Below are 21,378 nucleotides of genomic sequence, written 5' to 3'. Positions count from 1 at the left end.
TTTTTCACGCCCTTTTGCCAACGACTACTTGTGCTCTTAAAAATTATCATTTAACAGGATTTCTTGGTTATTTAAAAAAATCCACATTTAAGCTAATCTAGACGTGAGCCCTGAATAGTTAAAAGCCCGATAAGCAGTTGCCATCTTTCCTATATTATAACAAGAATCGACTATAATTTCATTTGTTTCTCTTAGTCTCTAATATATTCCTTTGTTTTTTAAAGACATACAAAAACTGTACCCTCATTGTGTAATGACACTTGGATACAGTTTTGTATGATAAAGCTTATAGTTTATGAAGCTACTGGATTCTTTTTATATGATTTTTGAGTAGCCCTACTGACGAGCAACATAACCATAACATTGAGCAAAAGAGCGATGAACCCTACATTGACATCTTTCATCCAATGTGGAAGCAACGGAAACGAAGTGGCAATGGTCGTTTTTGACAGCGTAATATAGGCTACGGCTGCTTCACCCATTATGATACCTGCAAAGGCCCCTTGCTTTGTCACAAAATTATTTTTCATCAGACTAAACATCAGAGACGGAAACAGTTGTGTCACCATACTTGCACCTATTGTTCCACTTTGAAATGTGAAGAACAGTGCGATTAATGCAACGACAGGTACTAAAAACTTTGCTAACTGAACAATTTGTTTTTCTGTAGCAGTTGGTACAAATACACCATAAACATTTTTTGCTAGTAATGTAGCGACAGACAGTAACAGCATTGAACCTGGAACTAATGCTGGTAGTACGCCAGCCGCTCCAATGACACCATGACCCATGGATCGAAAGCCATTTTAGATAAACGTAATAGCGATAAGTCAACTTCATCACCTTGCAAAGTCAGAATTTGAAGAATCGCAGCAAATCCAACAAAAAATACAAAGAGCAATATCTATTGATATAATGGCATAATAATTGTATTTTTGTGGAATGCTTTTTCACTTTTACCTGCATATATCGCACCAAATGCATGTGGGTACATATAAAACCCAAGCGAGGTTAGTAATACTGTAGAAATAAACCATGTCGGACTTAACCCTTCACTAGGTATGGAATGATGCTAATAGTTTGATAAGTTTCAAAGTATGTTCTCCTTTCAAATTTACAATCGACAATGATTGTCCTACTCAACGGCATTCAGTTCACCTGCAACTACGTTTCCCTTATACATAACAGCGTGGCGTCTAGATCTTCTAGCTATTGCTTCAGCTGAACAACTTGCTTCTACAAATACCATGCTTGCTTCATCACCAATGTTTGGCCAAATTCGTTTCCCCATCTGATCTAAAGGTGTTTTACCATTCGTAATAAAGCCTAGTGTTTGAGCTAATGATTGCTCGTCAATCCAGTTAAATCGCTCTGCCATACGGCTTGCCCGGTCAAGAATATCGCCATTTCCAAAAGGAGACCATGAATCAAAAATATTATCACACCCTATGGCAATGGGCACTCCCTTTTTTCTCAATAAATCAATGGGAGGTATAGGGCCATGAATAGGCACACTCGTAATAAGCGATATATTCGATGCTACTAGCATGTCAGCTACATCTTCTGCCTCAGCTAAAGAAACCTCCCCTAACCCGTAGGCATGGCTAATGGTTACTCTTCCCTGCCAGCCTGCATCTTCTGTAAGTGCTGCTAAACGTCTCATCGTAAAAATTCCAAGATGACTTGGATCGTGTAAATGTAGATCAATACCAACATTTGCTTCCACAGCAATATCCATCATTTGCTGTAAAGATGCCTCAATATCACCATCTATAACAGCAGGGTCGACTCCACCTACCAAATTAGCCCCTTCACGTAAAGCTGCTCTCACTAAATCTTTTGAGTTTGTACGTAGTAAACCATGCTGTGGAAAGGCTACAATCTCATGTGATAATCTTCCATCAAATGTTGTCAATGCTTGCTGTACAGCTTCTAAATAATGAAGTCCTGCTTCAGGATAAATATCAACATGGGTACGAATATGCGTTGATCCAGCATTTACTAATACTTGTAAAAGCGCCTCTGCTCTTTCTTTAGTTGTTGTTGCTAAAGTAGGCAGCAAATTTTTTTCAAAGTTGCAGCGCTCGATTCGGTTGGCTACTTGACGACAGGATCTCCAAGAGTCTCCAATCAATGTTTTATCTAAATGACAATGTTTTTCTATAAATGAGGGAAGAATTAATAAGTTTCTTGCATCTTTTTTAGGTAGTTGATCGCTTAATGGCGTACTAGCAGCAACAATAGCTGTAATAAAGCCATTATCTATTATAATATGAACCTTTTCCGTGATTGTCTCAATGGCTACATTATTCTCATAGTGAAAACCACTTTCTAATAGCGCATTTGTAATCCAAAATGTCGAGCCCAGCATAATCCGCTTCACCTTTCCTCTATCAATTATTAAAATATTAAGAAAATTAAATTCAAAAAAATTATCAATTTAGATAGGGATGGTTTCTAATAGAAGCTAATAATACCATCCCTTATCAATAAGCTTTTGCTTTAAATCGAACTATAGACAAAGTTTCCATTGAATAGAGTTGCCTTGCGTTGAGATCTTCGAGCAATTGCTTCAGCAGAGCAAGAAGCCTCCACGAACACCATATTTGCACTATCTCCCACTTTTGGCCATGTTTGCTCACCCGCTTGATTGAGTGGGGTTTTTCCCCCTGTAATAAATTGAAGAGTTTGGGCTAATGAGCGTTCATCCCCCCAACCTGAGCTTTTTGCCAAACGACCAGCTCGTTCTAATAGATCTCCGTTACCAAATGGGGACCAAACATCAAAGATATTGTCACACCCAATTGCAACGGGTACTCCTTTACGGTGTAATAAACCAACAGGTGGGTACTTTCTACGTAGGGGTACACTCGTCACAATCGTAATTCCTGCATCACATAAGATGTCCGCCATTTCTTCTGCCTCAGTGCTTGAAACATCTCCAAGCCCAAAGGCATGGCTAATGGCTACTTTGCCTTGTAAACCAGCTTCTTTTGTTAATTGGGCTAATCTCTTCATGGTGAAAGTACCCAATTGGTCTGGGTCATGCAAATGCAAGTCAATTCCTGCGTTTCCTTCAACAGCGAGTTCCACCATTTGTTGTAGGGAAGCCTCAATATCACCATCCACTGTAGCTGGATCGACACCTCCGACAAATCCTGCCCCACAACGTAAAGCTTCCCTTATTAAATTGGTTGCCTTTGTTCGTAATAGACCATGTTGCGGAAAGGCAACGATTTCATAAGACAACTTCCCTTCAAAAGTTTGTAAAGCTTTTTGAACCTCCTCTAAATTTTTCAAACCTACCTCAGGATATAAATCCACATGCGTACGTACATGTGTAACGCCTAACTGCACATAACGACTAAGTAATTCCTCAGCGCGTTGCTGTGTAGTTGTATGCAAGGCTGGAAGTACCTCTTTTTCAATTTCACAACGTTCGAAAATATTGTTCACAGGTGTAACTGCCCGCCATTGGTCACTCAAGAGAGTTTTATCCAAATGACAATGTTTTTCTATAAAAGAAGGCAATGCTAATAGCTGTTTCATATCTTTTTTTGGGTAATCATCATTTAATAGGCTATTAGCAGAAACTATTTCTGCAATTTTTCCATCTTTTATGAATAGATGAAAACAAGCCGTATTCGTTTTGGTAATCGTGTCGTTTTCAAAATGATAATCCGTTTCAAGACGTACATTTGTTAACCAAAAAGTAGAGTTCATTTCAGATTTATCCTTTCCTCTTCAATAATTAAAGCCCGCCCGCAACTATTTTTCCTTTAAAGAGAACTGCCACTCTTCTTGCTCTCCTTGCTACTGCTTCTGCTGAACAAGTTGCTTCAACAAACACGACATTCGCTGCATCTCCAATATTCGGCCAAAGGAGCTGTCCTTCATTGCTTAAAGGTGTTACGCCTCCCGTAATATACTTTAGACTTTGACCAAGTGAACGTTCATCACTTAAACCAAAGCGTTCAGCTAGCGTACCCACTTTTTCTAAGCTGTCACCTATACCAAACGGTGACCAGTGATCCGTAATGCTATCATCACCTAAAGAGATTTGAACACCCTTTTGATCTAATAGAGGAATAGGAATGGTATGATCCAATGGAACAGACGAGGTAATGTCAATACCATGATGTGCTAGTAACGCTGCGACTTCACTTGCTTCATTAATAGAAACATCAGCAAGGGCCATCGCATGACTAATTGTCACTCGACCTTGCCAACCCACTTCCTCTGTTAATGCGGCTAATCGTTTAAAGGTAAAAATACCAAGATGGCCAGGATCGTGGATATGCAGATCAACATTTGCATTAGCTTCCACCGCTAATTCCATCACCGTTTGTAAAGATTTTTCAATATTTTCATCGATCGTTGCTGGGTCTACACCACCTACTAGAGACGCTCCACTTCGCAAAGCTTCCCTTACTAAAGAAATGGAATCACTACGTAATAGCCCATGTTGCGGGAAAGCAACAATCTCTAAAGCAACTTTATCTTTGTAAGCCTCTTTAGCTCTTAAGACTGCTTCTAAATTTTTCAACCCAATAAACGGATCAATATTACAATGCGTACGAATATGTGTTGAACCCGCATGTAACAGTAAATCAAGTATATTTTTTGCTCTTTCCTCTGCAACAGGCAATAAGCTAGGCAGTAGAATCTCTTCCTCTTTTAATCTTGTGATTAGACCTTCTGTTGGAATCGAAGGAGCCTTCCATGGCCCACCAAAATAGGTTTTATCAATATGAATATGCATATCTCTAAAAGAAGGGAGCATTAAATAACTATGTGCATCTCGCTTAGGCAAATCAGTTTCTAAAGGCTGATCTACACCTTTCATTTGTTTTATTTTACCATTTTCGACTTGTATATTAAAAAGAGCCGTTTTTGTTTCTATAACGGCCCCATTATCGTAATGATAACCCGTTTCTAATCGTACATTTGTTAGCCAATACGCTGTTGGTAGCATTGATTGAACCTCCCGAATTTTATTAAAGATTACTAGCTAGATGAACCATCTGAATGGCCCTCTCTTGATGGGGTAAAGATAGTTGATGGTAGACATAATTTTGACTAGGATTACTAGCATTAAAATAATAAACTGTAGAAATTTTAGAATAATAAATGGCACTCAAACACATAGGACATGGTTCTGTGCTTGCATACATTTCGCAACCTTCTAAATTGGTCGTTTTCAGTGCATGACAAGCTTGACGGATTGCTTGAATCTCTGCATGATTCGTCAAATCATTGGTGATTGCAACCTCATTTACACCAGAGCCAATCATCTGTCCATTTTTAACCACAATTGCACCAAAAGGAGCACCATGTTTTGTTCTTTCATTTTCCTTAGCTAAGTCAAGTGCTTGTTTCATAAAGTCATGTGATTTCATATCGTTTCCCTCCTAGAAATAGCGAATTTCTATTACTTTCTCATACATTAAAACGGGCCGTAATTGATAAAATGTGCGACGATGACTGCAGTCAAACCGATAAGAATGTGAATGGCAACCAGTGGCCAAATCCATTTCAACCAACGCACCCATGGGATACCAGCTAATGCAAGTGCTGCCATAAGTGGGCCATTTGTTGGGAAGATGATATTGCCAATGGCGTCCCCCATTGAAAAGCTAAGTACAGCTGTTTGACGTGTTACCCCTACAAGATCAGCAAGCGGTGCCATAATAGGCATCGTTAATGCTGCTTGACCACTTCCTGAAGGAACAAAAAAATGAAGAATAAACTGTAAAAAATACATTCCTACAGCACTCAATACAGGTGGGAAATGATGAATTAAGGATGATGCATGAAATAATAATGTATCAATGACATGACCATCTGTTAACACGACAACAATTGCTCTCGCAACACCGATGATTAATGCCCCTGACAAAATACCACCTGCACCCTGCATAAATGCATTCACTGCTTTGTTTGCAGAAATTTTCCCTGCAAAAGCAATGACGATAGCTAGCAACGTAAAAATACCAGCAATTTCTGTAATATACCAACTGAACTTAATCACACCGAAAATAAGCACAACAAAATTTAGTAAGAAACAACCGAGGACAATCTTATGTGTAGTATTAAGTTGAACATTGGCTGTATCGTCTAATTTGTCGTACTTGCCAATTGGGAAAAATCCTTTTGAAGGATCACGTTTTATTTTTAAAGCATAGCGCTGAATATACCAAACAGAAACCAAATACGTAATAACAAACAACACAATACGATAGCCAATCCCTGAAAATGGCGGTAATTGAGCAATCCCCTGTGCAATCCCTACAGTAAATGGATTTAACACGGCTGTCATAAAACCAACAGATGCCCCAACCAATACAATAGCTGCCCCTGTAATAGCATCAAATCCAAGTGCGATGGCAATAGGCACCAAAATACCAATATAGGCCAATGTTTCTTCAGCCATCCCTATTAGTGTTCCTGCTAAGGCAAAAAACAGCATAATAATTGGAATCAACCATTTTTCTTTTTTGGCGAACTTCCTCGAAGCTGTGGCAATTAACGCTTCAACTGCTCCAGTTGCTGATAATACCCCCAATGTTCCACCAATAATCAGAACAAAGAAAATAATAGGTGCTGAATCTACCATTCCTGTATGAATGGATGTAATGAGCCCCATCAAACTAATTGGTGAAGATTCAATCGTCTGATACGTATCAGGCACTACTACATTTCTGCCATCCACATCTGACCGGGTATATTCACCTGTTGGTACAATGTAAGTAATAATAGTGGCAATCACTAACATTGATAAAATAAGGACAAAAACATTTATTTCTCTTTTTTTCTTTTTTTTGTTTTGAAGATCATTTGACTGAACTGTAGTCATAACTCCACTTTCTCCCCTTTGCAGCTAAACTTTCTCTTAGTTGAAAAAATCTATCAAAATGTACAACCAAGATAAATCTGGTTTTTCCTAATGAATAGATTTTATTAAGATTAATTAATAGAATGAACAGTGATCGCAATTTAATTTGCAGAAAATTTCGTCTTTTTAAGTGATAACACGTTTAACCATGTATCGTTCCTGCAACAAGCTTTCCTTGAAAAAAAACAGCTATTCGTTTTACACGTCGAGCGATTGCTTCTGCTACACAGCCAGCTTCCACTAATACCATATTGGCCTCACTACCTTGAATGGGCCACATTCTATTGCCTTCCTTGTCTAATAATGTGATACCATTCGTGATATAACCAAGTGATTGATCTAAAGAATATTCATCTAACAAGTGAAATCTATTTGTTAAGCGGCCAACGCGCTCAAGCAAATCTCCATTACCAAATGGTCTCCAAGCATCGTAAATATTATCACTTCCCACTGCAACTCGTACCCCTTTTTCCTTCAGCAGTGGAACAGGTGGCAAGGTAACATTATGTTGTAAAGCTGTCGTTATGGAAATACCTGCTTCCACTAAGAGGTCTGCCATTTCTTCAGCTTCAGTCAATGGAATTTGTCCTAATGCAAAAGCATGACTAATATTTACACGTCCTTGCCAGCCAGCATCCATTGTAAATGCTGCTAACCGTTTCATTGTATAAATACCTAAGTAGTCACTATCATGTAGATGAAGATCTATTTCCGCATTTGTTTCCACAGCTAGATCCATCATTTGGAATAAGGACTCTTCAATATTGCCATCGACCGATGCAGGATCAACACCACCGACAATGCCTGCCCCAAGGCGCAATGCATCTCGAACCATGCTCTTAGCCTTCTTTCTAACTAAACCGTGCTGTGGAAAAGCAACTACTTCATAGGAAAGCCTCCCAGAAAAATGAGTCAATGCTTGCATAACTTCTACAATATTTTCAAGTCCTACTTCAGGGTAAATATCTACATGTGTTCGAACATGCGTAGACCCATTCTGTAGTAGTTTATCTAATAAAACTATTGCCCGTTCTTCAGTAGTCATTGTCAATGCTATTAATCTATTATGTTCGAGCTTGCATTGATCAATAATGGATTCTTCCTGTTTTACAGCAACCCAAGGTCCACCTAGAAATGTTTTATCTAGATGAACATGTTTTTCAATAAAACTCGGCATGAGTAATTTCATTTTTCCGTCAATTTTTTCGATATTGCTGTCTACTGGTTGATCTGCTGATAAGATATTCACTATGATCCCTTCTTTAATATGAAGGTGACAAAGCTCGGTTGTCGTACCTACAATGACACTTCTGTCCTTCTCATAGCTTTTTTCAAGAAGCACATTCATTAACCAATACTCTTGCTGCATCACCATTCCTCCATATGTGACTTGTTTTTAGCTGTTTTTCACCCTATTCTTTTGATTGACTTCCAGGACAAGGCATTTGTTATGACAAACTACATTTTTTATATAATTTGTAGTTTTCTGATTAAAGGCTTTTCCTTTGTACAAATATGCTAACATGAAGAGTGTATATATGAATAATATAAAAAAAATTAATTTTACTTAAGTTTTTCATATACTATAAACTTCAAAGCCAAATAAAAAAAGAGTCGCTATTCACGACTCTCTCTTTTACGCATTCACTTGTTGGTCTTCTTCTCGATTCATCATCGTTCGTACTACTTGTGCAATTTCCTCAGAATTCTCATCTTGAAATTCAACCGTGGAATTAGCTGTTGGCGCTTCTTGTGTTACGCCTTCTGTTGAATCAAGTTCCTTTTCATCTAAATCATCTTCAACTGCTTCCTCATCTACCTCTGGTGTAAACAAGATGTAAGCAATTAAAAAACGTACAATAAACATTACAAAAAATACGATGATTGCTACAATAAATGAGCCAATCAGGATTCGCAGGGGCGTATATGATTCTTGAAATGTACTAAAAAAATAAATAGAAAAGGCAATTAATGCTCCCCATAGGTTGTAAAATATAGAACCAAACATTAGATTTCGCTCACTCCCTGGTTAACTGTTCGAATATGTAATATCGACGTTGCAGGATTAAATTCAATCGTTCTACCACTATTTCCACCAGTATCCTCGGCCACTAAAGGGATTCCATGTCTCTTTAATTCATTTTTGACAGCTTCTACATTGCGGGGACCGATACGCATTGTATCTTTGTCAGAAGTAAATTGGAACATCTGCGCACCCCCTGCAATTTTTGCTTTGAGTTTAAATTTTTGAACGCCTTCTAACTTTAATAAATCAACCATTGCAGCAATGCCTGAATCTGCAAATTTTGCGACATTGATTGACTCAGCTCTTCCTAAGCTTGAATCTGGTAACATCACATGGATTAAACCAGCAATTTTTTTTGACTCATCATACAAAATAACACCAACACATGAACCAAGACCCGAAGTTCGAATCGTGTTAGGTAGCTTTACTACATCCATTTGTGCAATTCCCACTTTAATCACTTGTCCACTACTATTGCTTAACATCATCATGAAACCCCTAATGCTTTAAAAATCGCATCAAATGAGTCAGGATCTGGTAGTAGGAAGAAATGGCCTCTCACCGTTTCAAGGTCTTCCACACCTTCTTCAAAAATGGATGTATTTATAACAATAACATTATCACTGACATGAGATAATTCTATTAAACCAATACTTATTATAGCTCCAAACATATCAACACTTAGACCTGGCACAGTCGGGTAAATTTTCAAGTTAGTAAAATCTGATAGGGCAGATAAATAGGAGCCCGATAAAATATTTCCCATTTCTTGCATAGCTGATAAACCTAACTCTGAAACAGGTCGTTTTTCAAAGTCAAATGAGTCATCGAAAATGAGTCGACGTATAAAGCGGTTTGCTTGTTCGATAGGTAAAATAAAGAACATACTCCCCTCTGCATCACCTTCAATACGAAGGTAAATGCCAACAACGACGTTTTCTGATCCGCCAGCCAACTCCATCATATCGTTAAAGGATACCATTTCTACCTTTGGAACACGCATATCTATTTTTTTCCCAAGTAAATTGGAAAGTGCTGTCGCGGCATGCGCAGCACCAATGTTTCCAATTTCCTTTAATACATCTAAATGTAGCGATGTTATTTTTTGATTAAATGTCATTATCGATCCCTACTTTAGTGGATTTAATACTTTTTCTAAATGTAATAAGATTAATAATCGCTTTTCTACTTTAGCAACGCCTGAAATAAATTCTTCTTCAAGTGAGCCAACAACTTCTGGTTGCGGTTCAATAGCACTTGCAGGAATATCAATAACGTCGTTAGCAGAATCTACTACAAAGCCTACTTCCATATCTTCTAATGAAATAATGATAATACGTGTTGTTTCTTCATGTTCAGAGATTGGTAATTCAAAACGTTCACGTAAATCAACAATCGGCGTGACAACACCTCGTAGATTGATTACACCTTTTACATAATTCGCTGTTTTCGGTACACGTGTGATATGCATTAACTTCTCGATTCCTTGTACATGAGACACAGGAATTGCATATTCTTTATCTGCTAATTGAAAAACAATTACTTTAATACTTTCTTGCTCCACTGCATTTGTCATACTTTACACCTCTCTTATTCATTCACCTTATTTAATTAGTGCGTTGCAATCTACAATTAAGGCTACTTTACCATTGCCTAAGATTGTTGCTCCTGAAATGGCAAAGATATTTGTTAAGTAATTTCCTAATGACTTCAAGACAATTTCTTGTTGGCCAATAAATGAATCCACTACTAAACCAGCAAGTTTTTCACCCTTACGGACAATCACTACTGAGTGGAATTCTTCATCTTGCGGCTCTTGACGAGGTACCTCAAAGATTTCTTCTAAGAATACCAATGGCACAACCTTGCCACGGAAGTCGATTACTTTTTGATTATGCGCATTCATAATCTCTGATGAACGGATAATAGATGTTTCAATAATAGAAGATAGTGGAATTGCATAAATTTCCTTTTCAATCTCCACAAGCATAACTGAAATGATCGATAATGTCAGTGGTAATTGAATCGAGAAGATGGATCCAACATCTTGAGTTGATTCAATTGAAATATTGCCACCTAGTGATTCAATCGTTGTTTTTACAACATCTAAACCTACTCCACGACCAGATACATCAGAAATGACATCTGCAGTTGAGAAGCCCGAAGCTAAAATAAGCTCATTAATTTGTTTATCAGACATTGAATAAGACTGTTCTTGCGTAACAATACCTTTTGAAATAGCTTTCGCTAATACTTTTTCTCGATTTATGCCCGCACCATCATCTTCAATTTCAATAAAGACGTAGTTACCGCTATGATACGCACGCAATACAACTGTTCCTTCTTCAGGCTTACCTTTTGCACGACGAGCAGTTGGATTTTCAATGCCATGATCCACAGAGTTACGGATTAAGTGAACAAGCGGATCTCCAATCTCATCGATGACTGTACGATCTAATTCTGTTTCAGCACCAATGATTTCGAGGTTGATTTTCTTATTTAAATCACGCGATAGCTGACGAATCATTTTCGGGAAACGATTGAAAACTGTTTCTACTGGTACCATGCGCATCGTTAAAATAATCGTTTGCAAATCACCCATCACACGACTCATTCGCTCTACTGTTTCATTTAGCTCGCCATGATTTACTTCAGTAGAGATTGATTGCAGTCGGCCACGATCAATGACAAGCTCCTCAAACAAGTTCATTAAAATATCCAGACGTTCTATATTTACACGAATTGTTTTATTACCTACAGGTGCATGATTTTTGTCAGCCTTTGCAGGTGCAGCTTCTTTGACCGGTTTCGCAACAGGCTCAGCTTTAGCAGCAGGTGTAGCAGTAGAGATTGCCTCTACCTCAACCACTGCTGTTGCAGTTGCTGCTACTTCTTGGTGAGCTTCGAATTCTTTTTCACTAAATTTCCTTTGGTCGATTGTTGTCACAATAACTTCATCAACTTCAGAAACTTTCATTAGCTTTTTCTGCATATCCTCTGCTGTTGTTTTTGTGACAAATGCAACATAAAACTGTTGATCAAACTGTTCGTCCTCAAGCTTTTCAACAGTTGGACTTGATTTAATGACATCCCCATCTTTTTCTAAAATCTCAAACACCATAAATACACGTGCTGCCTTTAGAAGGCAATCCTCACGTAATGTTACTGAAATTTCAAAAGCATTGAAGCCTTGTTCAGCCGATTGTGTAATGACTGTTTGTTCAAATGAATCATATTCTAATACACTTTCAACAACTGGTGCAGCAACTGTTGCTACCACCTCTGGTAGGGCTTCCTCACCTAATTCTATGCGCTTCAGCTGCGCAACAGTTGAAGAAACATCACGCTTACCATCTCCGCCGTTGGCAATATCCATTACCATTTCTTCTAAATGATCAACAGATTCAAATACGACATCTAAAATTTCAGGTGTTACATGAATCTTCTCATTACGGATAGCATCTAAAACATTCTCCATTTTGTGTGTTAAATCTGCTAAATCTTCAAAGCCCATTGTGGCAGACATACCTTTTAATGTATGTGCAGAGCGGAATATTTCCCCAACAATTGCCAAATCATCTGGATTTTTTTCTAACTCTAATAAGTGTTCACTACATGCTTGTAAATGCTCTTTACTTTCTTCAATAAACATCTCTAAATATTGATTGACTTCCATAAGAGGACACCCCTTTTAAGGCAAATATTTCATTATTGTTTGTGCAATATCATCTACATCTGCAACTTCATCAACAAGTTGCGTTTCTACTGCTGCTTTTGGCATACCATATACAATGCAAGTTTCTGCTGATTCTGCAATAGCAATGACATTGCCAGTATTTTTCAATGCTTTTAATCCATTAGAGCCATCATGGCCCATACCTGTCATAATCACTGCTACTTTATCAAAATCTTTATATTGACTAACATCTTCGAACATTACATCTACAGAAGGTCGATGGCCAGATCTTGGTGCTTCTTGATTATCAAGAACTATGCCAAAAGTCGTCCCTACTTTTCTAAGCTTTAAATGATAGCCACCTGGTGCAATATAAGCCACTCCATTTTGCAAAATATCGCCCTGTTCAGCCTCTTTTACAGAAATTTCACTTAGCTGATCAAGTCGAGTCGCAAGCGATTTAGTAAATCCAGCAGGCATATGCTGAACAATTAATATAGGAGCTTGAATAGACTTAGGAATTTTAGTAACAACCTCCTGAAGTGCACGAGGTCCTCCTGTTGATGTGCCAATTAGCACAATCTTCTTTCCTACTTTACTCCATTCTATCATCGGTTTTGTTGCGACTACCTTAGTAGAAACAACATTTGTAGATGTATTTGGTCGTCCATGCTGTTGTGGTTCCTTTATTACGGTACTCACCCTTGTCACTTTTTCTTGTTGTCTTTTACTACCAGAAGGTTTTTTCAATTTGGAAATTGGCACCATTGCAGCTTGTTCCACTTTGTGCACAAGTTCATTTTGAATTTTATGTAAATCAAGGGAGATGGTCCCGCTAGGCTTGGCGACAAAATCGACTGCACCGCCTTCAATTGCTGCAATTGCATTTTCTGTCCCACGTTGAGTGGTACTTGAGAGCATTACTACAGGAACCGGACATTGTATCATAATTTCTTTTAAAGCGTCGAGCCCATTCATTTCAGGCATCTCAATATCCATTGTCACAACGTTTGGCTTCAACGATTGTATCTTTTTGATCGCATCTTTTCCATTTCGAGCTGTTCCAACTACTTCCACCTTCGAGTTGCCAACAAAAAAGTCACTAATTAGCTTTCTCATAAAAGCAGAATCATCCACAACTAAAAGCTTGCTTTTATGTAAAAAGTCCAATTAATCACGCCCTTTCGAGAAAATACTTCTAAGTTTCGTTAAAAATTTTTTCGCAGTTTGATCATGCGCGTGTATTTCCTCTGCACGCTGCTCCATAAAACGAACTACTATAAGTTGTAATGTTTTTGATATTAATGCGTCTGGATAAGCAAGTGAAAATGGTACTTGCTCGCGCACTGCCTTACGCACAATAGGGTCTTCAGGTAATGAACCGAGAATGATTGTTTCTTTGTCTAAAAAACGTTTCATTGTTAACTTTAAACGTTCATTCGTTTCTATTCCTTCTTCTTTACTGAAAGCACGGTTACAAAGAATATAAAACTGCTTATCTGGATCTCGAACATGAATATACTTCATCATGGAGTACGCATCTGTAATAGAAGTAGGCTCCGCTGTTGAAATGACGATAATTTCATCAATGGATGTGAGTAAATCTAACGACCAATTTGTCGCACCAGCCCCCATATCAAATAAAATATAATCATAGTTTTTTTGAAGCTCTTCAAATGCTTGTATAAGTCGTTCAAACATACTATGTGACCAATCAAGCACACTTGTCATACCTGACCCACCTGAAATATACCTTAAATCGTAAGGCCCTTCAAATATTACCTCATCTAGTAACTTATTTCCTTCTAAGTAATCTTTTAAACTATAAGAAGCATTTTTCCCAATTAGAATATTGATATTCCCCATCCCAATATCCATATCTACAATGACAACTCTTTTCCCCTTTTGGGCCAAAGTCATGGCAAAATTCATAGTGAAGTTACTTTTACCTACTCCACCTTTGCCACTTACAACTGCAATTGCTCTACCTAGTTCGCCTTGCCGTCTCATCATTTTTAAGCGTAATGCTTCAGCTTGGTCTCTCATTTTTCTTCACCTTGAAAAAACAAATTAAGCACTGCTTCTAAATCAGCTTCTTCAATATCTTCTGGTACTTCTTGACCATTCGTATAGTAAGCAAGTCCTTTATTATATTTAATCATTAAATTGATCATTGTGCCAATAGAATTTGTTTCATCAATTTTTGTAAAAATGAATTTTTCAATTGGTAATTGTTTGAATTGATCAACAATATTCTCCATATCCCTTTCTTTCGTTGTCATTGCAAGGACTAAATAAGATTCTGCATGATCATCGAATTTTATGAGACGTTGGAGATCATCAACATATTTGACTTCTTTATAATTACGACCAGCTGTATCAATAAAAACCAAATCTAAATGTGATAATCTTCGGATTGCTTGTTCAAAATCTGTTGCATTGTAAGCAATTTCAACAGGAGCTTGTAAAAGACCAGCATATGTTTTGAGCTGCTCTATTGCCGCAATCCGATAAGTATCTGTCGTAATAAAGCCAATCTTTTTCTTCTTTTCTAACACAGCTCTAGCAGCCATTTTGGCAATGGTTGTGGTCTTGCCAACACCTGTTGGTCCTAATATATTTATATATTTTCTTTCGTAGGACAATCCTCCAACTGGAAGTACTTCTAGCTTCTTACGGAGTAAATTTTTTGTTATTAATTTACACTGCGAGAAATTTATTTCTGACGCTTCTTTGAAATGCATAAAAAGCTCATCACCTATCGTTGTGATGAGCTCTTCACTTAGCTCTTGCTGTCTTAAGTATTCAATGAAGGGTAAGAGTTCATCGGGATATTGAGCTTGGGTAGTCTTTTTATGCATCGATTGCATTAATGATTTTAAATCAGCAATTTCTTTTCTCAATTCTTCTGAAATGCTAGTGTCCTCATGTACTGCTACATCATGGGGTGGTTCCTGATGTATTTTTGCTTGAATAGCATTTGTAATCTCTTGTAACCTTGCATTTTCTTTTTTTACTACAGGTAGTACAGCAGGTGTTGGTACAGAAGCCACTTGACGTGGCTCCATTGCATCAATACCTGCAACAACTTCAAAACTTTTCTTTTTTATCATGCCGAAAAATTTCTTTGTGATGACTACTTTTGAATTTAAAATGACTGCGTCCTCACCTAATTCTGCTCGGACTTGCTTCATCGCCTCTGGTATGGATGATGCATAATACTTTTTCATTTTCATTAAACATTCACCACCCCAACACTTTGAATTTCAACTGAAGCATCCAGTTCATTATAGGATAGAACCGGAATTTGCGGGAAATAACGCTCCGTTAGTTGTCGTAAATACATCCGAACTGCTGGAGAGCATAAAATAATAGCTGATTGCTCCATAAAGGAAACACGCTCTACTTCAGCTGCAATAGTTTCTAATACTGTTTGGGAATCTTGAGGGTCCATAGCTAAATAATTTCCATGATCCGTTTGCTGGATACTATCAGCAATCATTTTTTCTACTTTACCTGAAACCGTAATCACCTTTAATATCGAACTATCCCCAACATACTGCGCTGTAATTTGACGAGCCAATGATTGACGCACATATTCAGTTAAGATATCTGTATCACTCGTTAATTTTGCATAGTCTGCTAGTGTCTCAAAAATAATTGGTAAGTTACGTACAGACACATTTTCTCGAAGAAGCTTGCCCAATACCTTTTGGATTTCTCCAGTAGATAAAGGTGTAGGTGTCAATTCTTCTACTAAGATTGGATGTGATTCGCGTAAGTGATCGATTAACTGCTTAGTCTCTTGTCGCCCTAATAACTCATGAGCATTTGCTCGAATAATTTCTGTTAAGTGTGTTGAAACCACACTCGGTGGGTCCACAACTGTGTAACCGTACATTTCAGCATCCTCTTTTACTTGCTCTGTTATCCATTTAGCTGGTAATCCAAATGATGGCTCGACAGTGTCAATACCTTCAATGGAATCATCATCGCCAGGACTCATCGCTAAATAATGATCTAGTAAAAGTTCGCCTCGTGCCATTTCATTTCCCTTTATTTTAATTCGATATTCATTTGGTTGAAGCTGAATATTGTCACGAATACGTACAACTGGGATAACGATTCCCAACTCTAATGCTAGCTGTCGACGTATCATGATAACACGGTCTAATAAGTCCCCACCTTGAGCGGCATCTACTAAGGGAATTAATCCGTAACCAAATTCGAATTCGATAGGATCCACATTTAATAAATTCACAACATTCTCTGGGCTCTTCATGCCGTCAGTAGCCACTTCTTCCTCAATTTCCTGTAATTCTTCTTCATCCTCTGGTTTCTTACGCTCCATCATATAAGCTCCCGCAATTAGTGAAAGACCTATTGGCAGTGTTACCCAGTTTGGTATTGGCGTGAACAGCCCTAGTAATACAATGGTACCACCAGCTACATAGAGAAGCTTAGCTTGGGCAAATAATTGTCCTGTAATGTCCTGACCAAGACTTCCTTTAGAAGAAGCACGCGTTACGACAATCCCTGTAGCAGTTGAAATAAGCAACGCAGGAATTTGGGATACAATACCATCCCCTACTGTTAGTTTCGAAAAATGAGTTGCCGCTTCTGCAAAGGGAAGCCCCATTTGTACGACACCAATGATGATACCAAATAATAGGTTGATAATAACCATTACCATGGATGCAATGGCATCTCCCTTTACAAATTTTGTGGCACCATCCATTGCTCCGTAAAAGTCCGCTTCTCCCGCTACTTTTTCACGTCGTTCACGCGCTTCTTTTTCGGAAATAATCCCTGCATTTAAGTCAGCATCAATACTCATTTGTTTACCTGGCATCGCATCCAGTGTGAAACGTGCCGCTACTTCAGCTACTCGTTCCGCACCTTTTGTAATTACAATAAACTGAATTAACACTAAAATTAAGAAGACGACTAAACCAACAAGTATATTTCCGCCAACTACGAAATCTCCAAAGGTTTCAACGACCGAACCTGCATCTCCATTTGCTAAGATTGCACGGGTTGTGGAAACACTTAATCCTAATCGGAACAAGGTTAATAATAAAATCACCGAAGGAAAAATGGAAAAATCCAATGCTTCTTTCATACTCATTGCTGTTAGCAGTACAATTAATCCTAATGTAATATTAATGACAATTAAAAAACTTAACATCCACGGAGGAAGAGGGATGATGAGCATCGCTACGATTAAAATAACCGCACCTAAAACCCCAATATCGCGAACTTTCATTTGTGTCCCTCCTACAAAAAGCCTTAAATTTTTCGCTTAATACGGTAAACATAAGCGAGTATCTCTGCTACTGCTTTGAAAAATTCCTCTGGTACCTGATCGCCTATTTCTACCTGATCATACATGGCACGTGCTAAAGGTCTATTTTCAACCATAATTACATCATGCTCTTTGGCAATCAGTTTAATTTTTTGAGCAATAAAGTCTGTCCCCTTCGCAATAACACGAGGAGCATCCATACTGTCCTCATTATATTTGAGGGCAATTGCATAGTGAGTAGGGTTAGTAATAACTACATCCGCACTCGGTACCTCTGACATCATCCGTCTCATCGCCATTTCACGTTGACGTTGTTTGATTTTTGATTTAATCAGAGGGTCACCCTCACTATTTTTATATTCATCTTTAATATCTTGCTTAGACATTTTAAGATTTTTTTCGTACTCATGTTTTTGATACATCCAGTCTAAAATGGATACACAAAGTAATACTAAAGAAGCCGCTATGCCCATAATGCCAACAAGCTTCCCTACCGTAATGAGCGTCATCCATGGACTTTTAAAAGATAAGGCCAAAACTTCCGGTAAGTTTGACCAAATAATAATTGTTGTGACACTTCCGATAAAACCAATCTTTAAAACAGACTTTAATAACTCCACAATGGCTTTAACAGAAAATATCTTTTTTAGCCCTTTAATAGGGTCCATCTTTTTCAAATCAAACTTCATTGGCTCTAACGTAAAGAGAAAGCCAAACTGCAAAAAATTACCTGCAAGTGCTCCGACAAATGCAATTGCCATAATTGGCACAATGATAAAAGCCATTTGAATCAATGTTTCTGTAAATAAGCGCATCACACTATCAATAGTCAGTGCTTCGATGCGTATGTTATGAATAAAGGTTTGCCTGAAAAAGGATAATAGCTCGTCGCGCAAAGAGCCTGCAAAGAAAAATAAAAAGATAAATACCATTAACATCACAATGGCACTAGAGATATCTTGACTCTTGACAACTTGCCCCTTTTTTCGAGCATCCTGTCGTTTCTTAGGGGTTGCCTTTTCTGTTTTTTCACCCGCAAAAAATTGTAGTTCTAAATTCAGTAGTAGTCTCATATTATCCACCACCTAAAATGGCCATTAAATCACGCATCCCATAAATCATAATCGTAATAAGCTTTTGAATAACTTGAATCATAACGGCCATCATTGTAAATAACACTAAAAAACTAACACCAATTTTAATAGGAAAACCGACAACAAATATATTCAGTTGCGGTACTGTTTTTGCAGTGATCCCTAAAGCTAAGTCGACCAAAAATAAGGTCGCTACAACAGGAGCAGCCATCTGGAATGCTATGGCGAAAACGGCTGTAAATGTTGTGATGATAAACTGCGGAAAGTTTTCGTTCATAAAACTAGGGAATTGATCCATCGGGAAAAATTGATAGCTGTAGTAGATTCCATTAAGAATCATATGATGGCCATCAATCGCTAACAATAAAAGCAGTGCTAGCATATTAAAAAACTGACCAATTAATGGACTTTGAGCACCTGTTTGCGGGTCAATTATATTGGCAATGGCAAAACCCATTTGAAAGTCGATAAAGCTTCCTGCAATTTGAATTGCGGACATGATGATATAGCCCATTAGACCGAGTAATAGTCCAACTAGTGCTTCTTTCACCACTAATAATATGTAATCATCATTGAATGCAAATGGCTCAACATCAATTGTATAGTACATCATCCAAGCTAAAACCAGTGCGAGAGTAATTTTGACTTGTGGTGGAATGGTTCTATATGAAAAAAAAGGAACCGTAGCAAAAAAGGCTGAGACACGTACAAGTACTAATAAGAAAACCGTTAGATGCGGAATTAATTCATTCATGTACTCACCCTATATAACGCGTTAAATTCTCAAATATGTCTCTCGCATAGCTTGTAACTTGAGATAGCATCCAAGGGCCGAAGAATACGATGGCCACTAAGACAGCAATAATTTTTGGTACAAATGCTAAAGTTTGCTCTTGTATCGAAGTTGTGGCTTGAAAGATACTTACCGCTAAACCAGAGATTAAAGCAACTAATAGTAGCGGACCGCTTGTTAGAAGGATAATCATTATAGCACGCTCTGCAATGGAAATAACCAACTCACCTGTCATACTGTATCATCCCCTAAAAACTTTGTAGTAACGATTTCATAACGAGATACCAGCCATCAACCAGTACAAATAATAAAATTTTAAATGGCAATGAAATCATTACTGGTGGTAACATCATCATCCCCATCGACATTAATGTACTCGCAACAATCATATCGATTACTAGGAATGGAATAAAAATCATAAAACCAATTTGAAATGCAGTTTTAATTTCACTTAAAGCAAAAGCAGGGACAAGCATAGTCAGCGGAATTTCCTCCACTGATGCTGGTTTTTCTGCTTGGTTATACGTTAAAAACAAATCAAGATCTTTTTGCCTAGTATGCTTACTCATAAACTCTTTAAATGGCACACTAGCACGGTCATAGGCTTCTTCTAAACCAATTTCTTCAGCAAACAATGGCTGTAGTGCCTCTTTATTGACCTCTTGAAAGGTTGGTGCCATGATAAAAAACGTTAAAAATAGTGCCAGACCAATGATCACTTGATTTGGTGGCATTTGCTGTGTTGCCAATGCTGTACGCACAAAGGATAAGACAATGACTATACGAGCAAAGGATGTCATTAAAATTAAAATACTTGGTGCAAGTGATAAAACAGTTAGTAAAAGTAAGAGCTTTACAGATGTCGAGACGTTCGTTGGATCGCTGTTGGAAAAAATATTGATTAAATCATTCATTTACTATCCTTCTCCTTCTGCTTCCATCTCTCTATCTCGTCACTACGCTCCTGTTTTATTTCGGATAGCTTTTTTTCAAATAAATTGCCGAATGAATCTTGCTTTTGTTGCTCATTTTGTACATTCACGCTATCTTTTTTCTTAAACTTAGAAAATACTTCTGCAATATACGGTGATGTTGCTGCAAGTTCTTGCCTATCATTATATAGGGCTAAAAGGGCTTCAACTTCTTCAGGATCTGTAATTTCTCGTAAAAGTTGAACGTCTTCTCCGACACCAACTAAATACAATGTTTTACCTACCTGTAAAAGCTGAACTGACTTTTGCGCACCTAACGATAAACCGCCTAAATTTTGTACCATTTGATTACGTTGGAAGTTTAAATTACGTTTATTTAAAAACTTCATCAATCCATAAAATAAAGCTACAACAAAAATAAGCGCCAAAACCATTTTTATGTATTCCCATGCAGATATGTCTCCAGCTGCTGTTACAGTTGTTTCTTGTTTAGCAGCTGGATCAGTCGTATCTCCATTACAAGCTTCTGGATCTTTAATGCAATCCGTGACACTATTCGTATCAGCATCTGCATAGACAGAAGTTGGTGTCGGGTACAAAAACAGGAAGGATACAAGAAATGCGAAAATCATCGTTAAACGAAATGATTTTAACATT

At 37.8% G+C, this 21,378-nt stretch carries 20 protein-coding genes and 1 pseudogene; all 21 read right to left on the bottom strand.

Annotated elements, in window-relative coordinates; translation table 11 throughout:
- Positions 1-293: 293 nt before the first annotated feature.
- Positions 294-1,066: pseudogene (locus MHB65_RS05450) on the bottom strand (sodium:solute symporter family protein); the annotation flags it as partial.
- A 69-nt stretch (positions 1,067-1,135) separates the two neighbouring features.
- Positions 1,136-2,368, bottom strand: a complete 1,233-nt coding sequence (locus MHB65_RS05445; protein WP_342443698.1) for an amidohydrolase — start codon at positions 2,366-2,368, stop codon at positions 1,136-1,138.
- 134 nt (positions 2,369-2,502) lie between these two features.
- The gene (locus tag MHB65_RS05440; RefSeq protein WP_342442708.1) at positions 2,503-3,723 is read right to left on the bottom strand and encodes an amidohydrolase; all 1,221 of its coding nucleotides are present in this window, start codon (positions 3,721-3,723) and stop codon (positions 2,503-2,505) included.
- Between the two features lie 28 nt (positions 3,724-3,751).
- Entirely contained in the window at positions 3,752-4,975 is a 1,224-nt protein-coding gene (locus tag MHB65_RS05435; protein ID WP_342442707.1) for an amidohydrolase, read from the bottom strand.
- A gap of 22 nt (positions 4,976-4,997) precedes the next feature.
- Positions 4,998-5,399 (bottom strand): nucleoside deaminase, encoded by a 402-nt coding sequence (locus MHB65_RS05430; RefSeq protein ID WP_342442706.1) that lies wholly within the window; start codon positions 5,397-5,399, stop codon positions 4,998-5,000.
- A 47-nt stretch (positions 5,400-5,446) separates the two neighbouring features.
- The gene (locus MHB65_RS05425; protein WP_342442705.1) at positions 5,447-6,856 is read right to left on the bottom strand and encodes a C4-dicarboxylate ABC transporter permease; all 1,410 of its coding nucleotides are present in this window, start codon (positions 6,854-6,856) and stop codon (positions 5,447-5,449) included.
- 181 nt (positions 6,857-7,037) lie between these two features.
- Entirely contained in the window at positions 7,038-8,264 is a 1,227-nt protein-coding gene (locus tag MHB65_RS05420) for an amidohydrolase (RefSeq protein ID WP_342442704.1), read from the bottom strand.
- 267 nt (positions 8,265-8,531) lie between these two features.
- Complete coding sequence (locus MHB65_RS05415) at positions 8,532-8,903, bottom strand: hypothetical protein (protein WP_342442703.1); 372 nt, start codon at positions 8,901-8,903, stop codon at positions 8,532-8,534.
- A complete protein-coding gene (locus MHB65_RS05410) occupies positions 8,903-9,406 on the bottom strand; it encodes a chemotaxis protein CheD (protein ID WP_205447315.1) in 504 nt (167 codons plus the stop codon). The genes MHB65_RS05415 and MHB65_RS05410 overlap by 1 nt, the downstream gene beginning before the upstream one ends.
- A gap of 2 nt (positions 9,407-9,408) precedes the next feature.
- On the bottom strand, positions 9,409-10,041 hold the full coding sequence (locus MHB65_RS05405; protein ID WP_205441964.1) for a chemotaxis protein CheC: 633 nt from the start codon (positions 10,039-10,041) through the stop codon (positions 9,409-9,411).
- A gap of 9 nt (positions 10,042-10,050) precedes the next feature.
- Positions 10,051-10,497 (bottom strand): chemotaxis protein CheW, encoded by a 447-nt coding sequence (locus MHB65_RS05400; protein WP_205441962.1) that lies wholly within the window; start codon positions 10,495-10,497, stop codon positions 10,051-10,053.
- A gap of 27 nt (positions 10,498-10,524) precedes the next feature.
- A complete protein-coding gene (locus tag MHB65_RS05395) occupies positions 10,525-12,597 on the bottom strand; it encodes a chemotaxis protein CheA (protein WP_342442702.1) in 2,073 nt (690 codons plus the stop codon).
- A gap of 15 nt (positions 12,598-12,612) precedes the next feature.
- Positions 12,613-13,767 carry a chemotaxis response regulator protein-glutamate methylesterase gene (locus MHB65_RS05390; RefSeq protein WP_342442701.1) on the bottom strand — a complete coding sequence of 385 codons (1,155 nt, stop codon included), beginning with the start codon at positions 13,765-13,767 and terminating at the stop codon, positions 12,613-12,615.
- Positions 13,768-14,643 carry a MinD/ParA family protein gene (locus MHB65_RS05385; RefSeq protein WP_205441959.1) on the bottom strand — a complete coding sequence of 292 codons (876 nt, stop codon included), beginning with the start codon at positions 14,641-14,643 and terminating at the stop codon, positions 13,768-13,770.
- Entirely contained in the window at positions 14,640-15,833 is a 1,194-nt protein-coding gene (flhF, locus tag MHB65_RS05380; protein ID WP_342442700.1) for a flagellar biosynthesis protein FlhF, read from the bottom strand. The genes MHB65_RS05385 and flhF overlap by 4 nt, the downstream gene beginning before the upstream one ends.
- A complete protein-coding gene (gene flhA, locus MHB65_RS05375) occupies positions 15,833-17,863 on the bottom strand; it encodes a flagellar biosynthesis protein FlhA (RefSeq protein ID WP_342442699.1) in 2,031 nt (676 codons plus the stop codon). The genes flhF and flhA overlap by 1 nt, the downstream gene beginning before the upstream one ends.
- A 23-nt stretch (positions 17,864-17,886) precedes the next feature.
- The gene (flhB, locus tag MHB65_RS05370) at positions 17,887-18,975 is read right to left on the bottom strand and encodes a flagellar biosynthesis protein FlhB (RefSeq protein WP_205441956.1); all 1,089 of its coding nucleotides are present in this window, start codon (positions 18,973-18,975) and stop codon (positions 17,887-17,889) included.
- Between the two features lies 1 nt (position 18,976).
- Positions 18,977-19,750 carry a flagellar biosynthetic protein FliR gene (gene fliR, locus MHB65_RS05365; RefSeq protein WP_048391595.1) on the bottom strand — a complete coding sequence of 258 codons (774 nt, stop codon included), beginning with the start codon at positions 19,748-19,750 and terminating at the stop codon, positions 18,977-18,979.
- 4 nt (positions 19,751-19,754) lie between these two features.
- On the bottom strand, positions 19,755-20,024 hold the full coding sequence (gene fliQ, locus MHB65_RS05360; protein ID WP_004269285.1) for a flagellar biosynthesis protein FliQ: 270 nt from the start codon (positions 20,022-20,024) through the stop codon (positions 19,755-19,757).
- A 13-nt stretch (positions 20,025-20,037) separates the two neighbouring features.
- The gene (gene fliP / locus MHB65_RS05355) at positions 20,038-20,703 is read right to left on the bottom strand and encodes a flagellar type III secretion system pore protein FliP (protein WP_205441955.1); all 666 of its coding nucleotides are present in this window, start codon (positions 20,701-20,703) and stop codon (positions 20,038-20,040) included.
- The gene (locus MHB65_RS05350; protein ID WP_342442698.1) at positions 20,700-21,377 is read right to left on the bottom strand and encodes a flagellar biosynthetic protein FliO; all 678 of its coding nucleotides are present in this window, start codon (positions 21,375-21,377) and stop codon (positions 20,700-20,702) included. Before MHB65_RS05350 ends, fliP begins: the two co-directional genes overlap by 4 nt.
- Between the last annotated feature and the right edge of the window lies 1 nt (position 21,378).

The sequence above is a fragment of the Lysinibacillus sp. FSL K6-0075 genome (genome assembly GCF_038592945.1).
GTDB classification, from domain to species: Bacteria; Bacillota; Bacilli; order Bacillales_A; family Planococcaceae; genus Lysinibacillus; species Lysinibacillus fusiformis_F.
This window is presented reverse-complemented; position numbering and strand designations above follow the sequence as displayed.

Bases quoted from the DNA above. Each gene is read 5' to 3' on its own strand.
- MHB65_RS05440 (WP_342442708.1), bottom strand. From the start codon at position 3,723: ATGAACTCTACTTTTTGGTTAACAAATGTACGTCTTGAAACGGATTAT.
- MHB65_RS05435 (WP_342442707.1), bottom strand. From the start codon at position 4,975: ATGCTACCAACAGCGTATTGGCTAACAAATGTACGATTAGAAACGGGT.
- MHB65_RS05430 (WP_342442706.1), bottom strand. From the start codon at position 5,399: ATGAAATCACATGACTTTATGAAACAAGCACTTGACTTAGCTAAGGAA.
- MHB65_RS05425 (WP_342442705.1), bottom strand. From the start codon at position 6,856: ATGACTACAGTTCAGTCAAATGATCTTCAAAACAAAAAAAAGAAAAAA.
- MHB65_RS05420 (WP_342442704.1), bottom strand. From the start codon at position 8,264: ATGCAGCAAGAGTATTGGTTAATGAATGTGCTTCTTGAAAAAAGCTAT.
- MHB65_RS05415 (WP_342442703.1), bottom strand. From the start codon at position 8,903: ATGTTTGGTTCTATATTTTACAACCTATGGGGAGCATTAATTGCCTTT.
- MHB65_RS05410 (WP_205447315.1), bottom strand. From the start codon at position 9,406: ATGTTAAGCAATAGTAGTGGACAAGTGATTAAAGTGGGAATTGCACAA.
- MHB65_RS05405 (WP_205441964.1), bottom strand. From the start codon at position 10,041: ATGACATTTAATCAAAAAATAACATCGCTACATTTAGATGTATTAAAG.
- MHB65_RS05400 (WP_205441962.1), bottom strand. From the start codon at position 10,497: ATGACAAATGCAGTGGAGCAAGAAAGTATTAAAGTAATTGTTTTTCAA.
- MHB65_RS05395 (WP_342442702.1), bottom strand. From the start codon at position 12,597: ATGGAAGTCAATCAATATTTAGAGATGTTTATTGAAGAAAGTAAAGAG.
- MHB65_RS05385 (WP_205441959.1), bottom strand. From the start codon at position 14,643: ATGAGAGACCAAGCTGAAGCATTACGCTTAAAAATGATGAGACGGCAA.
- flhF (WP_342442700.1), bottom strand. From the start codon at position 15,833: ATGAAAATGAAAAAGTATTATGCATCATCCATACCAGAGGCGATGAAG.
- flhA (WP_342442699.1), bottom strand. From the start codon at position 17,863: ATGAAAGTTCGCGATATTGGGGTTTTAGGTGCGGTTATTTTAATCGTA.
- flhB (WP_205441956.1), bottom strand. From the start codon at position 18,975: ATGAGACTACTACTGAATTTAGAACTACAATTTTTTGCGGGTGAAAAA.
- fliR (WP_048391595.1), bottom strand. From the start codon at position 19,750: ATGAATGAATTAATTCCGCATCTAACGGTTTTCTTATTAGTACTTGTA.
- fliQ (WP_004269285.1), bottom strand. From the start codon at position 20,024: ATGACAGGTGAGTTGGTTATTTCCATTGCAGAGCGTGCTATAATGATT.
- fliP (WP_205441955.1), bottom strand. From the start codon at position 20,703: ATGAATGATTTAATCAATATTTTTTCCAACAGCGATCCAACGAACGTC.
- MHB65_RS05350 (WP_342442698.1), bottom strand. From the start codon at position 21,377: ATGTTAAAATCATTTCGTTTAACGATGATTTTCGCATTTCTTGTATCC.